We start from the raw sequence: 17794 nt of genomic DNA, 5'->3' as shown, positions 1-17794 counted from the left end.
ATGGATGGTGAAAAATTATTTGATGAGAAATTAAAAAAGAGAATAAAAGAAGAGAATGTTATAGTGCCGCCAGAGTTAAATGAAACGATTAATCGTACACTACATAATCTTCCCGTAAAAAAGAAAGGTTACAGAGTTTATATGATGGCTATAAGTGCTGCTGTTCTAGCACTTTCAATTGTGTCTATGTCGGAGTTTTCTGATCAAATTTTTGCTCAAAACGGAGGAGTATTTGAATATGTAAAGAAAAAGGCATTTTCTGATTATGAAAATGAAGAGGAAATAAAATCAAATGTAAATTATCCAGATAAGGAAAAGATTCATGAAAAGATGCTAGATTCCATTGATCATTTTAAAAATATTTCAGGACAATTTGAGGAATATTCTAGTTCGTCAAGAATTGCTACAACATACAGGTATGCGATTGATACGGAGAAACAAAGAGGTATCTCTTCGAAAGAAGATAAACTAGCGAAAAAACGAACCATTATATATAACGAGGGCAAGAAAAAAGAGTTTGATGACGAGAAGTATACATACAAAGAGACAAAATGGAACCAAAAAGAAAGAAACAATGAATTATTAAAATTAAATCCTACGGAAAGGGTATTGAGAAAATCAGGTGAGAAAAAAAGATATGATGATGAATATGTGGGATTCGCTAAGTATAGTATTCAATCCGAATTTACTGATCTATTAATTCGATATAAAGATTGGAATTATAAAGAAACGAAGTATCTTGGACTGGATTGCTACAAAATAGAAGGGACAATACATATAGAAATGCCTGTAAGTACATCTGAAGATTTAAGAGGGAAATTTGAAATGGTTGTAGAGAAAAATACAGGGGTTATGCTGAAATTCCTTAGTTTCCACGAAGGTATGATTCAATATTCGATTACAACTGAATGGATACAAATAAACAAAGGATTGAAAGAGAATACATTTCAAAAGGAAAGCGATAATTATGAGAAAGTGAAAAATATATTAGATGAATAGAAAACGGAGGAAACTATATGGAGAATCACTCTTCTTCAAGAGAAAAGAAAAATAAACGAAAATATAAAAAGACAACGATAATAAGTGTATTGTTAGCGATATTACTATTTGGCGGATTTGGATATGGTACTTACGTATATATGAAAACTTCTAATCTCGTACAAAAATCAAATGTTAATTTAGCACGTGGTGAAAAATCAAATTTACGTGAGGAAACGGTAAAACCGATTACGAATAATGTTTCACTTTTAATTATGGGAATTGATGAAAATCAAGAGCGACAAAAGGAGTATAATGGTGCATTTCATACAGATGCACTACTGTTAGCTACTTTTAATAAAGATGATAAGACTGTGAAATTAACGAGCATACCACGTGATACATACACATATGTTCCGGTTGATAAGAAAAAAGATAAAATAACGCATGCATATGGAAGTGGTTTCGTTAAAAATGGTAAAGATGGAGGGCCGCAAGCTTCAGTGGAAGCGGTAGAAAAGTTATTACAAGTGCCTGTTGATTATTTTGTAAAGTTTAATTTTAATTCATTTACTAAAATTGTTGATGGATTAGATGGGATTGAAGTAGATGTCCCAGTTGAATTTACGGAGCAAAATAGTAAAGATGAACCTGACGCGATCCATTTGAAAAAAGGACTACAAAAATTAACAGGGGAAGAGGCACTTGCCTTAGCAAGAACGCGTCATATTGATAGTGATGCAATGAGAGGACAGCGCCAACAACTTGTTATGGAAGCGATTTTAAGTAAATTAAAAAGTGTAGGATCGATTACGAAGCTAGAAAAAATAGTTGAGGCGGTTGACGGTGATTTTAAAACAAATTTAGTAATGGATGATATTTTATCTTTTTATAAATACGGTTTAAACAGTTCAGTTGAAAAAATACAATTAGCTGGTGATGATTTATACTTACCTAATGGCCCAAACGGCCAACGTGTATATTATTATAATCCTAATAAAAAAGATCTACAGGGTTTGAGCAATACTCTTAGAACACATCTAGGATTAAGTGAAAAGCAGATTGAGGAGAATTAAAGCAGATGTAATGTCTGCTTTTTTATTACGTTAAATAGTATGTCGTTTATATACAAATGTTATATACTGTTTTCAAAATTAATATAATAGTGTAACATAAATTTAAGGTTTAAGTTACATAACAGAGGGCCATCACATAGAATAAATGTTATTGATGAAAATAGTTTGGGAGAAATGGAAAAATAAGGGAGTGTTAAAAATGAGAATTGTAAAGAATTTAACATTTCAAGTTATTGTGGCCATTATTTGTGGTATTGCAGTAGGAGCAATTTGGCCGAGTGTTGGACAAGAGATGAAGCCAATTGGTGAAACGTTCATCAATATGATTAAAATGGTTATTGCACCGATTATCTTTTTAACAATTGTGCTTGGTATTGCAAGTATGGGAAGTATGAAAAAGGTAGGCCGTGTTGGCGGGAAGGCACTATTATATTTTGAAATTGTTACAACAGCGGCTTTAATAATTGGTATCATTGTAGCGAATGTTGTGCGTCCAGGAGACGGATTAGACCCTTCAAAACTAAAGGGCGGAGATGTTTCACAATATGTACAAAGCGGGCAAGAAATGAAATGGATGGATTTCTTTTTACATATTGTGCCGTCTAACATGTTTGAAGCATTTGCAAAAGGTGATATTTTACAAGTTTTGTTCTTCTCCATTTTATTCGGTGCAGGGTTAACGATGTTAGGGAAGAATGGACAACCGGTAATCGACTTTTTTGAAAGATTATCGAAAGTATTTTTTAACATTTTATCAATTGTAATGAAATTAGCACCGGTTGGAGCATTCGGCGGGATGGCGTTTACAATTGGCAAATATGGTTTAAGTACACTTATTCCACTTGGTAAATTAATGATTTGTGTATATGTAACAATGGCATTATTTGTTTTTATTGTTTTAAATTTCATTTGTAAATTTTACAAATTTAGTTTGTGGAAATATTTAGCGCATATTAAAGAAGAATTACTTATTGTTCTTGGGACATCATCATCAGAATCAGTATTGCCGCGAATGATGACAAAGATGGAAGACTTCGGATGTTCGAAGCCGGTAGTAGGTTTAGTCATTCCGACGGGGTACTCTTTTAATTTAGATGGAACAACAATTTATTTATCGATGGCTACTATATTTTTAGCACAAGTCTTTCACGTCGATCTTTCACTAGGTCAACAATTAACTATAATAGCTATTTTATTAGTTACATCTAAAGGAGCAGCGGCAGTAACAGGTGGAGGCTTTATTGTACTAGCGTCTACTTTATCTGCGATGAATGTTATTCCATTAGAAGGGTTAGCGCTATTACTTGGTGTAGATCGTTTCATGTCAGAAGCACGTGCTATCGTTAATTTAATTGGTAACGGTATTGCGACTGTAGTTGTTGCAAAAAGTGAAAATGAATTTGATGAAGAGAAGTATACGAGAGTAATAGAGGAAATGAAAAAAGAGAAAATGGCCGGATAAAAAGTCAGCTTTGCTGACTTTTTTATTTTTGTAGAAAAGAGGTTTGTTACGATATACATTATTTATTAACAATAATTTACAGGTTTTTTATAGTGGAAGGATATAAAGACTATTAAATCAATACATAAGATTCAATAAGATATAGTGTTTCGAAAGATTATGGAATTTTTATGAATATTACTGTAATAAAATAATTTTTTAAAAATTTTCAATAATAACACTTTACAAAACTCAAAAAATTAGTAGAATAATAGTTAATAAGAATCTTCTGATAAATATATAAAGAAAAACAGAATTATCAGAAAATTCTTAAATGAGAGCGTTAAGAATTAGGGAGGGTACAGAAAGTGAAAAAGAAAAAAATGAAAAAACTAACAGCAGTTGTAGCACCAGTTTTAGCAATGAGTATGGCATTAACAGCATGTTCTACATCAGGTGGAGATAAGAAGACAAGCACAAATTCTAGCTCTGGCGGAGATAGCAAATCAGAAGAAAAATTAGCAGCGAAACAAGTACTAAATCGTACTGAAACAAATGAGATTCCAACGATGGATACTTCTAAAAATACAGATACATTAGGTTCTCAAATTTTAGGGAACACAATGGAAGGTTTATATCGATTAGATAAAGATAACAAACCAATCCCAGCTGCGGCAGAATCAAGCACGAAGAGTGAGGATGGTAAAAAATATACATTTAAACTACGTAAAGATGCAAAATGGTCAAATGGTGATCCTGTAACAGCAAAAGATTTCGTATATGCTTGGCAACGTCTATTAGATCCAAAAACAGCTGCCGAGTATGCATTTATCGCATTCCCAATTAAAAATGCAGAAGCGGTTAATAAAGGTGAAAAACCTGTAGCAGAATTAGGAGTAAAGGCAGTAGACGACCTTACTTTAGAAGTTGAATTAGAACAAGCAGTACCATATTTCTTAAACTTAGTAGCATTCCCATCGTACTATCCGTTAAATGAGAAATTCGTAAAAGAAAAAGGAGATAAATTCGGTTTAGAGTCTGACACAACAGTATATAACGGACCGTTCGTACTTACTGATTGGAAGCATGAGCAAGGCTGGAAACTAAAGAAAAACGATCAATATTGGGATAAAAAGACTGTAAAACTAGATGAAATTAACTATAGTGTAGTAAAAGAAGTAGCTACAAGAGTAAACTTATATGATACAAATGCAATTGATTTTGCGTTATTATCAGGTGAATTCGTTGATAAGTATAGAAATAATAAAGAAGAGTTTGGTACATACTCACAAGTAAGTACTTACTTCTTACGTATGAACCAAAAACGTGGCGGACAAGATACACCGTTAAAGAGCCAAAAATTACGTGAAGCCATCGCACTTTCAATCGATAAGAAAAATCTATCAAACGTTATTTTGAATGATGGATCTAAACCTGCGGACTTCTTAGTACCGAAAGGATTAGCAACTGGACCAGACGGTAAAGATTTCCAAGAAACATTTAAAAACGGTATTAAACCAGATGCAAAAAAAGCAGCAGCTGCATGGGATGAAGCGAAAAAAGAACTTGGAAAAGACCAAGTTACAATTGAGCTATTAAACTATGACACTGGTAATGCGAAAAAAGTTGGGGAATATGTAAAAGATCAAATTGAGAAAAACTTAAAAGGTGTAACTGTTAATATTAAACTTCAGCCATTCAAACAAAAGCTGAAATTAGAAACAGAGCAAGATTATGATTTATCATATGCTGGTTGGGGACCTGACTACGCTGACCCAATGACATTCTTAGATATGTTCCAGTCTAATCATTCTCATAACCAAATGAGCTTCGCTGATCCTAAGTATGATGATATGATCAAAAAAGCTGGCGGAGAATTAATGGGTGATGCGAAGAAACGTTGGGAAGAGCTAGGAAAAGCTGAGAAATTACTTCTTGAGCAAGATGTAGCACTTGTACCTTTATACCAACGTGGTGATGCATACGTTCAAAAACCAAATGCAAAAGGCATCGTTCACCATAACATTAGCCCAGAGTATAGCTTCAAGTGGGCGTACATGACTGAAAAAGATGGAAAATAATTTTTAAGCAGTGAGGCTATATTTAAGTGGATGTATATAGGTTTCTTAGCTTATTTTGTAGTGAGAATCTCATTATCCACTATAGAAAGATAAAATGATAGAGCATTCTAAAAGTAGACTATTTACTTTTGGAATGCTCTTTTATTATGAGAAGACATGCGAATAAATAGATAGATGTAGGAAAGAACTTGTATCGTGATAATTGTAAAGAATACTCGTTACTATCACAAAAAAATAATTTTTGGAATATTTTAAAAATAACTTTACAAAACCGGAAAAATTAGTAGAATATTAATTAATAAGAATTTTCTGATAACTAGTTATTAGAAAATCTCTCAAAAATAGTTTCGTACATATAATTGGGGAGGGTACAAAAATGAAGAAAAAGATGAAAAAGTTCACGGCGGTTGTAGCGCCAGTTTTAGCGATGAGTATGGCGTTGACAGCTTGTTCTGGATCTGGTGGGGAGAAGAAATCAACTACGACGTCTAGTGGTGGTGGAGAAGAGAAAAAGTCTGAAATTAAATACGCAGCAAAACAAGTGTTAAATCGTACAGAGAATCAAGAGATTCCGACGATGGATGTTTCAAAATCTACTGATACATTAGGTTCTCAAATTTTAGGGAACACGATGGAAGGTTTATATCGATTAGATAAAGATAATAAGCCAATCCCAGCTGCAGCAGAATCTAGTACGAAAAGCGAGGATGGCAAAAAATATACATTTAAATTACGTAAAGATGCAAAATGGTCAAATGGTGATCCAGTAACAGCGAAAGATTTCGTATACGCATGGCAGCGCTTACTTGATAAAAATACAGCTGCAGAATATGCGTTTATTGCCTTCTATATTAAAAACGCAGAGGCAATTAATAAAGGTGAAAAGCCACTAACAGATTTAGGAGCAAAAGCGGTAGATGATTATACGCTAGAAGTAGAATTAGAGAAACCAGTACCATATTTCTTGAATTTAATGGCATTCCCATCTTACTATCCATTAAATGAAAAGTTCGTAAAAGAAAAAGGAGATAAATTCGGTTTAGAAGCAGATACAACGTTGTATAACGGACCGTTCGTTATGGCTTCATGGAAACATGAACAAGGATGGCAACTAAAGAAAAATGATAAGTACTGGGATAATAAGACTGTAAAATTAGAAGAAATTAACTATAGTGTAGTAAAAGAAGTTGCGACGAAAGTAAACTTATATGATACAGGATCAATTGATTTCACGTTATTATCAGGAGAATTCGTTGATAAATATAAATCGAACAAAGAAGAGTACGGCGAGTATTCGGAAGCAAGTACATTCTTCTTACGTTTAAATCAAAAGCGTAACGGACAAGATACACCGTTAAAGAGCAAAAAACTTCGTGAAGCGATCGCATTATCAATTGATAAAAAAGGATTAGCAAACGTTATTTTAAATAACGGTTCAAAAGCAACAGATCAATTAGTACCAAAAGGGCTTGCGACAGGACCAGACGGTAAAGACTACCAAGATACGTTTAAAAATGGTCTAAAATATGATCCGAAAAAAGGTGCAGCAGCTTGGGAAGCAGCGAAAAAAGAACTTGGTAAAGATCAAGTGACAATCGAATTACTAAGCTATGATGATGGAACTGCGAAAAAAATTGCTGACTACTTTAAAGATCAAATTGAGAAAAATTTAAAAGGTGTAACGGTTAACACGAAAATTCAACCGTTCAAACAAAAACTAAAATTAGAGTCAGCACAAGATTATGAAGTTTCGTTTGCAGGTTGGAGCCCAGATTATTCGGATCCAATGACATTTATTGATATGTTTGAATCGAAGAGCCCATATAACCAAATGAGTTATTCGAATCCAAAATATGATGAAATGGTAGCGAAAGCAGGTAATGAATTACTGTCTGATCCGAAGAAGCGTTGGGAAACGTTAGGAAAAGCAGAGAAATTATTCCTTGAAGAAGATGCAGGATTAGTTCCTTTATATCAAACAGGAAGAGCGTATGTAATGAAACCGAATGTAAAAGGAATTGTGAAACACAACATTAGTCCAGAATATAGCTTTAAGTGGGCTTATGTAACGGAAGGTAAATAATAAAAAGAGCGTGTTTAAAAGTAGATAAGTTATTTTTAACACGCTCTTTTTATATTCAATTAAATAGAGAAGAATAAGAAATGTGGTACTGACATATAGTAGATGGGGGAGAATTCGTATAGTAATAATAGTAAAATACATAGTTACTATAAAAATAAGATAATAAAAACTTTAAAAATGAGGGTAATTAATAGCGTGTTAATTGGTGAAAAAGTATTAATGATTATGTTCGTAGAAAATCTCTCAAAGTTAGTTTCGTACATATAATTGGGGAGGGTACAAGAATGAAGAAAAAGATGAAAAAATTCACGGCAGTTGTAGCACCAGTTTTGGCAATGAGTATGGCTTTAACAGCGTGTTCTGGATCTTCTGGTGGGGAGAAGAAATCGACTACAACGTCTAATAATGGTGGGGAAGAGAAGAAGTCTGATATTAAATATGCGGCAAAGCAAGTGTTAAATCGTACAGAAACGAATGAAATTCCGACGATGGATACTTCAAAAAATACAGATACACTTGGATCACAAATTTTAGGAAATACAATGGAAGGTTTATATCGCCTGGATAAAGATAATAAGCCAATCCCAGCTGTAGCAGAATCTAGCACAAAAAGCGAGGATGGCAAAAAATATACATTTAAACTACGTAAAGATGCAAAATGGTCAAACGGTGATCCAGTAACAGCGAAAGATTTCGTATTTGCATGGCAACGTCTAGTAGATCCAAAAACAGCTGCTGAGTATGCATTTATTGCTTACTATCTTAAAAATGCAGAAGCGATTAATCAAGGAAAAGGAGAAGTTTCGACATTAGGTGTAAAAGCGGTAGATGATTATACGCTGGAAGTAGAACTAGAAAGACCTGTACCATATTTCTTGAACTTAATGGCATTTGCGTCATACTATCCATTAAATGAAAAGTTCGTAAAAGAAAAAGGAAATAAATTCGGTTTAGAGTCTGACACAACACTTTATAATGGACCATTCGTGCTTACAGACTGGAAACATGAGCAAGGCTGGAAATTAAAGAAAAATGAGCAGTATTGGGACAAAAAGACTGTCAAACTAGAAGAAATCAACTATAGTGTAGTAAAAGAACCAGCTACTAGGGTGAATTTATATGATACAGGTGCAATTGATTTCGCACTATTATCAGGAGAATTCGTTGATAAGTATAGAAATAATAAAGAGGAATTTGGAGCATATTCGGAAACAAGTACGTTTTACTTACGCTTAAATCAAAAACGTGGTGGGCAAGATACACCGTTAAAGAGCAAAAAATTACGTGAAGCAATTGCATTATCAATTGACAAAAAAGCTTTAACGAATGTCATTTTAAATGATGGTTCAAAACCAGTGGATTATTTAGTAGCAAAAGGTTTGGCGAGTGGACCAGACGGTAAAGATTTCGCAGAAACGTTCAAGAATGGTTTAAAACAAGACTCCAAAAAGGCAGCGGCAGCTTGGGAAGAAGCGAAAAAAGAACTTGGAAAAGATCAAGTGACAATTGAACTTTTAAATTATGATACTGGTAATGCGAAAAAAGTTGGGGAGTATGTAAAAGACCAAGTTGAAAAAAATCTAAAAGGCGTGACGGTAAATATTAAACTACAACCATTTAAGCAAAAACTAAAATTAGAATCAGACCAAGATTATGATTTTTCATATGGTGGTTGGAATCCGGATTATGCGGATCCGATGACATATCTTGATATGTTTGAGACAAAAAATTCGCAAAACCAGATGAGTTACTCAAATTCAAAATATGATGACATTATTAATAAAAGTAAGACGGAATGGATGGCTGACGCAAAAAAACGTTGGGCAGAATTAGGGAAGGCAGAGAAATTGTTACTTGAGGAAGATGTAGCACTTGTACCTTTATATCAAAGTGCTAAATCATATGTTATGAAACCGAATGTAAAGGGAATTGTGAAACATAATATTAGTCCGGAATATAGCTTTAAATGGGCGTATATTGAAGAGAAATAAAAAAGAGAAGAGCATTTTCAAGTTGCGGTATCGCACTTGGGAATGCTTTTTTATGTGCACTAATTATGGATGGGTGAATATATGTATTATAGAAAATTTAAAGGAGAATTTTATGAAACGAAACACATACATCGATTTCCTAGCTTATTATGGAATAGGGAGTGCTCATCCTGGTGGTTTTACGTTAACAAAACAACTGTTAGCACAATTGCCTTTTAGATATGGAGCAAATGTCCTTGAACTCGGCTGCGGTACGGGGAAAACAGCAGCGTATATGACAAAAGAATATGGTTATAGAGTAACAGCGGTTGAACAGAATGAGATTATGATTCAAAAGGCGAAAGATAGATGGTCGTTTGAAGGAATAGATATTCAATTAATTGAAGGAAAGGCAGAGCAATTACCTTGTTTGCATGACTCATTTGAATTCGTACTCGGAGAATCGATACTTGCTTTTACAGAGAAAGCAAGGGTTATCTCGGAGTGCTATCGTGTATTACAGAAAGACGGTAAGCTTGTTGTCATTGAAATGATTATTGATAGGCACATTGATAAGGGAGAGGAAGAAAAAATCGCTCAATTATACGGGATGAAAGAACTATTAACTGAGAGTGAGTGGATACAATTATTTCAGAAAGCAAACTTTAGGCGGGTTACAATTGCTGGCGGTGGCACAATTGCAGAAACAATCTCTAGCTATATAGAAGAGCCAGAATGGAATGTATCACAATTTATTCCGAATGAGTTATATGAGGCATGGGTGCAACATGAAAATGTACGACTTATGTATCAACATATTTTAGGTCATCGTATTTTTATATGTGAAAAATAAAGAAAAAGAGTTGGCTAAAGATAGTCAACTCTTTACTTATGTTAAATGAAAAATAATGCAGCTAATGTAATTCCGAAGATGAAACCAAATCCGAGTTCAACACCCCAGCCACAACCGCCGCCACCCCAGCCGCCGCCACCACAATTACTGCAACCACGACCGCCACATCCACAGCCGCTGAATCCACCACCACAACCAAATCCGCAACTATCACATCTGCTAAGGCCGCCGCAAAGGTCGCAACCACCATTTGCATAAGCGTCATAGTATCCGAATCCTGAATCAAAAGATGAGCGCTGTTGCACCGGTTCAATCCATACAGAGCTTTGTGTCACATCGATTATTTTACCTAAATGTATACGGCCATCACGGTCTTCAATCCGAACCACTTTTCCGAAGTAACGTCGGCATGTATCATAACATTTTTGTCTATGCATATTCATTCCTCCTTCCCCATTACAGTAATACGATATGTAATGGGGACAAGTGCGGCTTGTACGAATGTCCTAACTATCATAATTGTTATAGGAAAGGGGAAATATAGGAAGAGGATATATAAGGAGGAAAAGTCATGAAATCTACAGATCAGTTTCAGACATACGAAGTACCGTGGGAAGAGTTTATTGAAGCATTGCGAGAGGAAATGAAGAAGCAAGTAGGGGCAGACATTATTGATACAGTAGTTTGCAATTTAGAAGATGGTTTTGAAGTGTATACATATGTGCAGGGGGATTTGGATTTTGAATACAAGGAAGCGCTGGAAAGAAAATACGGGAGCGATGCAAAAACTCCTAATGTGTTAACGATTATGTTATTAGCTAGCATTTATCGTACAAGTGAAGAGAATATACGCTTACATGCGGATCATAAAGATAATCCGATTGTTGAAGTGTATGTGAAGAAATGAAACACGCTGTGAAGGCGTGTTTTTTATTTGTCCCGCATTAACGGACAGTAAAATCCCCATCTCAAAATTCAGCGGAAGCAAAGAAGGGAGGCAGGGGATCAATTGTCCGTAAAAGCCCGATTGGTTCAACTAATAATAAGCGGGAGGTGACCCCCCACTTATTAAAGTTTCACTTTATATGGTAAAATGTTAGAAAATTAAGAAAGATGGTGATGGTTTGAAAATTAAACATCTTAATTTAACAGTTGCAGATGTAGTAGCTGCGAGAGAGTTTTTAGAAAAGTATTTTGGCTTAACTTGTAGCGGAACAAGGGGAAATGGCTTTGCAGTTATGCGTGATAATGATGAATTTATACTAACTTTAATGAAAGGAAAAGAAGTTCAGTATCCAAAAACATTTCATGTAGGATTTCCACAAGAAAGTGAAGAACAAGTAAATAAGATAAATCAAAGATTGAAGGAAGATGGATTTTTGGTTGAAGCTCCTAAACGTGCACATGCGTATACGTTTTACGTTGAAGCACCTGGTGGATTTACAATAGAAGTGATGTGTTAAGTCAAAAATCAAACTTTTTGTTATGTGTTTTTAAAATAAAAAGTAGGAAAAGTCTGTTTTAAGTGTAGAGCTTAAACAGGCTTTTTTACTTATATGATCGGATAGAAAACGCTAGAAGGAATCATATTCAGTTTTTATAACTGTTTACATAATAAAGTTATGCTGCGTTCGTTGTCCTAAAATACAAGTCATATATCTTGTATCCTCTCATAAATTTAAACATAGGAATTTGTCTACAAAGGTGGCGAAGCCTCATCATGAAAATTCGAATTTGTGCCACATTCATGTTGTTTCTATTTATATGGTTACATCCTTTTTGGACTTTTGCAAAAGGAGAGGAGGCAAAGGAAAGGGTCGTTTCACTTGTATATGATGATTCGGGCAGCATGAGAAATAACGATCGCTGGAAATATGCCAATTATGCTTTGCAAAGTTTAGTTGCGCTATTAGATGAAAAAGATACATTTTCTTACGTTCCAATGAGCAAGCCGAATGATCCATTAAACATTTCGTTAACGAAGGATAAGAGACAAACGGAAATTGAGGGGATTGGAGCGTGGAAAACGTATTTAAATACTCCGTTTAGCGCAGTAGAAACGGCGATGCAATCTATAAAAAAGGAAGCAGATATAGATGGGAAACGTGAATTTTGGCTTATTGTCTTAACTGACGGGGCATTTAATGATTTAGAGAAAGATAAGATTGGCGGAAAAGAACAAATTTTGCAGAAGCTAGCACAGTTTAAGAAAGAAATGGATGCAAAAAAGATATCGTTACATCCAATTTTAATTACGATGGAAGAGGATTTAGGACAGCAAGAAAAGGCACAACTAAATACGTTTAAAGAAATATGGAAGAAAGAGATAAATGGAGTTACGATGCCATCTAGTGGAGAGGATGGGATTGTAAAAAGCGTCAATCAAGTGGCGGCATTAGTTGCAAATCGTGATCCATTCTCCTCTGTGGAATCGATTGTAAAAACGAAAGTAGTAGGGAAGAAAGTAGAGATTACAACACCATTTCCGTTAAAGCGTATGACGCTTGTGCGACAATCGCCTTCTCTGCCCGATTATCAGGTCACACAAATTTCTAAACCATTACAATTACAATCTTCTTTTTCCATACATGCACCAGGTGAAGCGAAATTGTTCGGAAATATAGTTCATATCAGTACGGAAAATGAAGAAGTTATTAAACCAGGAACGTATACGATAGAAGTGGACCGAGATATTGAGAAAGAAGGATTACAAGTACTAGTCGAACCGGCACTTAATTATACTGTTTCTACTTATGACAAAGAGGATAAGGATAGAAAAAATGTTGAGGAAATGTATGAAGATGTGACAGCTGTTATTGAAGCAAAACCTACTGAGTTGCCAGTTCAGTCTTCTTACTTTCAGGCAGAAGTAGAAATAGACGGGAAGCAATATGCGATGAAGTGGGACGATAAAAGACATGTATTTTATTACGAAACGAAGCTTACTAAAGGATTAGTACGTGGGAAAGTTCATATGAACATAAAGGGGTTTTACAGACAGATGAAAGAATTTAAAATCGAAACAACGAAAAAGCCTAAATTATCACTTCAAACTGTCACGAAAGATTATGAAGAAAAAGTAACAAATTTAGAGAATAGTAAACCATTTATTATACAACCACAGTTAGATGATAAGCCGATGACAGAAGAGGCTGTAAAAAAACTATTAAAATCTACTGGTGTCACATCTAAACAATCAATCAACTATGAAATAAAACAGCATGGTAATCAAATTTACATTTATCCTCGACCGCATTACTCCGACACGTTCAATTTTACAGATACCGGCACCGTAGAAGCTACCATCGTAGTGCAGGATTCAAAATTACCAAAAGTAAAGAAAGATATAACACTCCATATTCAAAATGCGCCGTTTTATGAAAAGTATGCGCTTATTTTTAAGTTTGTTATTCCTATCACTTTATTACTGTTAATAGTAGGAATAATCGTTTTAGGATGGATTGTCCGTCCAAGATTTCACCGGAAAGCATTATTGTATTACGAATGGGATCAAGAGGTAGCGAAAGATTGGTTATATCAATCTGAGCCAGAGTTACTCAAAAATAAATGGTGGAAACATTATTTTGGTATTCCGTATAGAGCAGAAAGAAAGACTGTGCAATCCGTTACGTTTATAGCAAAGAAAGGATCGAAATCGATATTTGTAGCGAAAGAGTCACAAGTAGTAGGAATGATTATTGATGGGATGTTTATAACAGAGGATGAGGTTGGAATGGAACATAAGACACTATATCCAAATGAACTTTTAGTAATTGATAGAGGATATGGTAAGGAGATTTACAAATACGAGTGTGAATAGTAGATGGGGAAAAGAGGAGAGTATTATTTTTCCCTCCTTTTTTCAAACAAGCAAGAATAGGAAGGTGGTTCACATGACGTTACAAGTTCCAACAATATTAATTGGTTTAGGTGGAATCGGTAGTACTGTGACACATCAAATATATGAAAGACTACCTGAGGAGCGCCGGAAAAAAGTAGCAATGCACGTATTTGATACAGATGTGAATACATTAAGTAAATTTGATCATATTCGAAAGTTTAAGACGCAAACGAGTTCGAGCAAAACACCTAGGGAGTATATTGCAGGAGATCCGACGATTCCAGAGTGGTTTCCGATGGACCCGACTATACTTGATAAACCATTAACAGAAGGAGCAGGACAGTTACGCGTCATTTCCCGTTTAGCGTTACGTGCTGCGATGAAAGAAGATAAATTAACGTCCTTTTGGCAAGAAATCGAGAAGATTTTTCCAGTTACAAGCGATCAAACGGAATATGGAGTACGTGTCATTATCGTAACATCACTAGCGGGCGGAACAGGTTCAGGAATGTTTCTACAAATTGCATTATATTTACGTGAAATGCTTCGAAAAAAACTGCAACATCACAACATTTTAATACGTGGTGCGTTTCTAATGCCGGATGTGTTAGTGAAGACGAGAACAGTTAGTGCGAAAGAGTTTGAAACGGTGCAAGCAAACGGCTATGCCTCGTTAAAAGAATTACATGCCATTACGCTCGGTTCTACAGGAGAACTATCCAAACGCGGCGGGGTTACGATTGAATTAGAGTATCGACCGGATCAAGTAGATGAGGATGGGAGAACAAATCACACGATTAAACAACACCATTTACCGTACAATTATTGTTTTTTATACGATTACGAAAATTTACATGGACACCATCTGCATAATTTATCAGATTATATGGAGCAAATGGCAAATACGATTTATTTACAATTATTTAGTCCGATGTCTGCAAATCATTTTGCACAGGAAGATAATCAAATTCAGCAATTAGCAGAATCAAGCGGGAAAGGGCGATATTGCGGGGCCGGAACGGCAAAGATTATTTATCCATATGAGCATGTGTTAAAATATTGTGCTTTAAAATGGGCCGTGCAAGGTTTAGATGAATCGTGGCTTCATTTAGATCAATTGTTTCAAGAGAAGAAGCATAGATATGACCAAGATGTAAAACGTGGTATGCAGCGTGAAAAGCCAGAGCGCGGGAAAAGTTATTTAGAAGATTTAGAACATCTTGCTACTCGTCCAGAGCAGGCTCATATTTTCTATAGACAAATGTACAATGAAACGCGTGAAGGAGCAGAAGGCGGCAAGGTTGGTGTTGCGAAATCTAAACTGTTTTTAGAAGCTGTAGAGAGTTATGTACAGCGTACGGTACAAAAAGACGAGGAATTAAATCGTCTGCAGCATGAGTGTAAAATTTCAGCTGCGAAGCTAAAAATGACGGAACAAATGAAAGGTGAAGTAGCAAGGGTAGACCATGCGGTTCGTTTATATGCGTATGCGATTCCGAGCCGTGTACATGAACATGTAACGACACTTTTATATGACATGATTGAATCAGACCGTTTTTCACCAAGTGGTTCTGAAGGCCAGTCATATCAATTAAATACATGGTTTTTAAAGAAAACAGATCCAGTTCATCCAGTAGCAGCTCGTTTTATGTTGTATGAAATTCGAAAGCAGTTAGTGGAAAAAATGAATCGACTACATGAAAATAATGAACAAAAGCGTAATTTAATTCAAAATTACGATAAGAAATTTAATGTGAGTAACATTGATGGAACGGTAACAGCTGTACGCCGAGTAGAAATTGCGCAACAACAAGGTTGGTTCGGAAAAATGATTAATAACCAGCAGCGTTTATTTAAAAAGGAATTTGAAGATATTGTAACGCAGTACGTACACAAATTAAACGAATACCGTAAAGAAATGCTATTAGAACTCGTGTATCAATCGTTATATCAAGCGGTTAATAAAATGATTCAATATTGGGAAAGGTTTTTTGATAATTTACATGAAACACGTGAAAATTTATTGTTCGAAATTCAAAAACGAAGCAAAGAATTTGAAGGGAAAACAAACCCAACGAATGTATACGTATTAGCGGAAGAGAAGTTACAAGAAAAGATATGGCAAGATATGCAACAACATTTAAATTTAGGTGTATTACCGAAAGATATATCAGCAGAAATTTATATGAGCTTATACGGGGAATATTGCCGGGATGCGAAAACAGAAGAAATTCAATCGAAAAAGGTAGAAGACTTTTATCGTGAGCACATACTAAGTTATTGTTACGATGAATTACAAATACGCTATCGCGATAAATTAGAGCTGAACATCGTTGAAGCATTACGAAAAGAAGCGGATTATAAGAATCGTGATCGTGATGAATATGTTCGTGAAAAAATTGAAGACTTGTTCCATTTAGCAAGTCCATTCGTGCCGAAAGTTTCTCATCATAGGGAATTACAATATTGGGGCATACATCCATCTTTAAAGAAAGAACTGCAAGAAGAATTAATGCAAGAAATGTTTAAAGAAAAAGATACAGTAAATGAAGCTTTTTCACCATTTGAGGTCATTTGTTATCGTGCACATTACGGTTTATCATTGCAAGACTTTCCTAAGCTTTCGTCTGGACATATTGCAAATGGATTTATGAATGATAAAGGTGATTATTTTCAGTCGTACTATCGCCGTGTAAACAAGTTGAATAGTAAAAAATCTAGTTTAACGCCGCATTTAGATAAGTATTGGCACTTACCAGCATTCATGCCAGACTTAAATGCAACGCAAACGAAGTTAGATTATGATAAATGTAATCGAGCTCTTCTATACGCGTATATATATCGCTGGATTAGTTTAGTTGCTGTTGATGGTCAATTCGTGTATCAATATAACGGCGTTGGACGTAGTTTCTTAATTCAGTCGATGGGGAAAAATATTTCAAGCGAAAGTTACAAATTGCATAGAGCGTTGCTTCATAATCCGTTCATTTATGAAAACATCTTATCCAGATTTGAAGAAGAACAAGAAAAGGCGATGATACAAGGTGGACATTTATATACACATCCATTTGTATTAGGTGCGCAAGATATTAGATGGCTTCGTAAAGAGCATGTCCATAATATTTTAGATATGATTTTAATGTATGACCGTGAAGCAAAGTATGACCCAACGTTAGAAGAAACTTCTGATGAATTATTAAGGTTATTCCTTGATGAAATTGAGTTATATTTCCAAAACTATTACGGTACAGGTGCCGATATGGTTGCAAAGAAAGAGAAAGAAATGTTTATTAAACAATTGTGGGATCGTTCGTACGCGAAAGGTTATGTAGATCCAAATAGTGCGCCTTATAAAAAGTGGCAAAATTTATTAAGCGTTCATGATGAAGAGGAAACGCCAAAAACGAATGTATAATGAATGAATAGGGAATCCTTAAAAGTGGCAATACAACTTTAGAAAAGAGGGATTCC

Annotated in this window: 12 protein-coding genes; 11 read left to right on the top strand and 1 reads right to left on the bottom strand. The window is 35.0% G+C overall.

Going from position 1 to position 17794, the window contains the following annotated elements; translation table 11 throughout:
* From ACTFNE_RS11240 to ACTFNE_RS11210, 7 genes are all read left to right on the top strand, one after another.
* Window positions 1-999 (top strand): anti-sigma factor, encoded by a 999-nt coding sequence (locus tag ACTFNE_RS11240; protein ID WP_270704992.1) that lies wholly within the window; start codon window positions 1-3, stop codon window positions 997-999.
* 17 nt (window positions 1000-1016) lie between these two features.
* Complete coding sequence (locus tag ACTFNE_RS11235) at window positions 1017-2054, top strand: LCP family protein (RefSeq protein WP_270704993.1); 1038 nt, start codon at window positions 1017-1019, stop codon at window positions 2052-2054.
* Window positions 2055-2253: 199 nt separating this feature from the next.
* Window positions 2254-3516, top strand: coding sequence for a dicarboxylate/amino acid:cation symporter (locus ACTFNE_RS11230; protein WP_270704994.1), 1263 nt, complete (start codon window positions 2254-2256; stop codon window positions 3514-3516).
* Between the two features lie 347 nt (window positions 3517-3863).
* Window positions 3864-5576, top strand: a complete 1713-nt coding sequence (locus tag ACTFNE_RS11225) for a peptide ABC transporter substrate-binding protein (protein ID WP_000727520.1) — start codon at window positions 3864-3866, stop codon at window positions 5574-5576.
* 376 nt (window positions 5577-5952) lie between these two features.
* A complete protein-coding gene (locus ACTFNE_RS11220) occupies window positions 5953-7659 on the top strand; it encodes a peptide ABC transporter substrate-binding protein (protein WP_000728445.1) in 1707 nt (568 codons plus the stop codon).
* A 284-nt stretch (window positions 7660-7943) separates the two neighbouring features.
* Window positions 7944-9650 (top strand): peptide ABC transporter substrate-binding protein, encoded by a 1707-nt coding sequence (locus tag ACTFNE_RS11215; protein ID WP_046198267.1) that lies wholly within the window; start codon window positions 7944-7946, stop codon window positions 9648-9650.
* A 112-nt stretch (window positions 9651-9762) separates the two neighbouring features.
* Window positions 9763-10482 carry a class I SAM-dependent methyltransferase gene (locus ACTFNE_RS11210; protein ID WP_270704995.1) on the top strand — a complete coding sequence of 240 codons (720 nt, stop codon included), beginning with the start codon at window positions 9763-9765 and terminating at the stop codon, window positions 10480-10482.
* A gap of 41 nt (window positions 10483-10523) precedes the next feature.
* Here the strand turns inward: ACTFNE_RS11210 and ACTFNE_RS11205 are convergent, their stop codons facing one another.
* Window positions 10524-10919 carry a hypothetical protein gene (locus tag ACTFNE_RS11205; protein ID WP_000554990.1) on the bottom strand — a complete coding sequence of 132 codons (396 nt, stop codon included), beginning with the start codon at window positions 10917-10919 and terminating at the stop codon, window positions 10524-10526.
* Between the two features lie 134 nt (window positions 10920-11053).
* On the opposite strand from ACTFNE_RS11205, the gene ACTFNE_RS11200 reads away from it, so the two are divergent.
* From ACTFNE_RS11200 to ACTFNE_RS11185, 4 genes are all read left to right on the top strand, one after another.
* Entirely contained in the window at window positions 11054-11389 is a 336-nt protein-coding gene (locus ACTFNE_RS11200; RefSeq protein ID WP_002194753.1) for a hypothetical protein, read from the top strand.
* 217 nt (window positions 11390-11606) lie between these two features.
* Entirely contained in the window at window positions 11607-11945 is a 339-nt protein-coding gene (locus ACTFNE_RS11195; protein WP_270704997.1) for a VOC family protein, read from the top strand.
* Window positions 11946-12202: 257 nt separating this feature from the next.
* Complete coding sequence (locus ACTFNE_RS11190; RefSeq protein WP_439998006.1) at window positions 12203-14302, top strand: vWA domain-containing protein; 2100 nt, start codon at window positions 12203-12205, stop codon at window positions 14300-14302.
* Window positions 14303-14375: 73 nt separating this feature from the next.
* On the top strand, window positions 14376-17738 hold the full coding sequence (locus ACTFNE_RS11185) for a tubulin-like doman-containing protein (RefSeq protein ID WP_000175141.1): 3363 nt from the start codon (window positions 14376-14378) through the stop codon (window positions 17736-17738).
* The last annotated feature ends 56 nt before the right edge of the window (window positions 17739-17794 follow it).

Source organism: Bacillus cereus group sp. MYBKT111-2, from assembly GCF_051915205.1.
GTDB classification, from domain to species: Bacteria; Bacillota; Bacilli; order Bacillales; family Bacillaceae_G; genus Bacillus_A; species Bacillus_A paranthracis.
The sequence above is the reverse complement of the archived record's forward strand: the minus strand, read 5'-3'. Positions and strand labels throughout refer to the sequence as shown.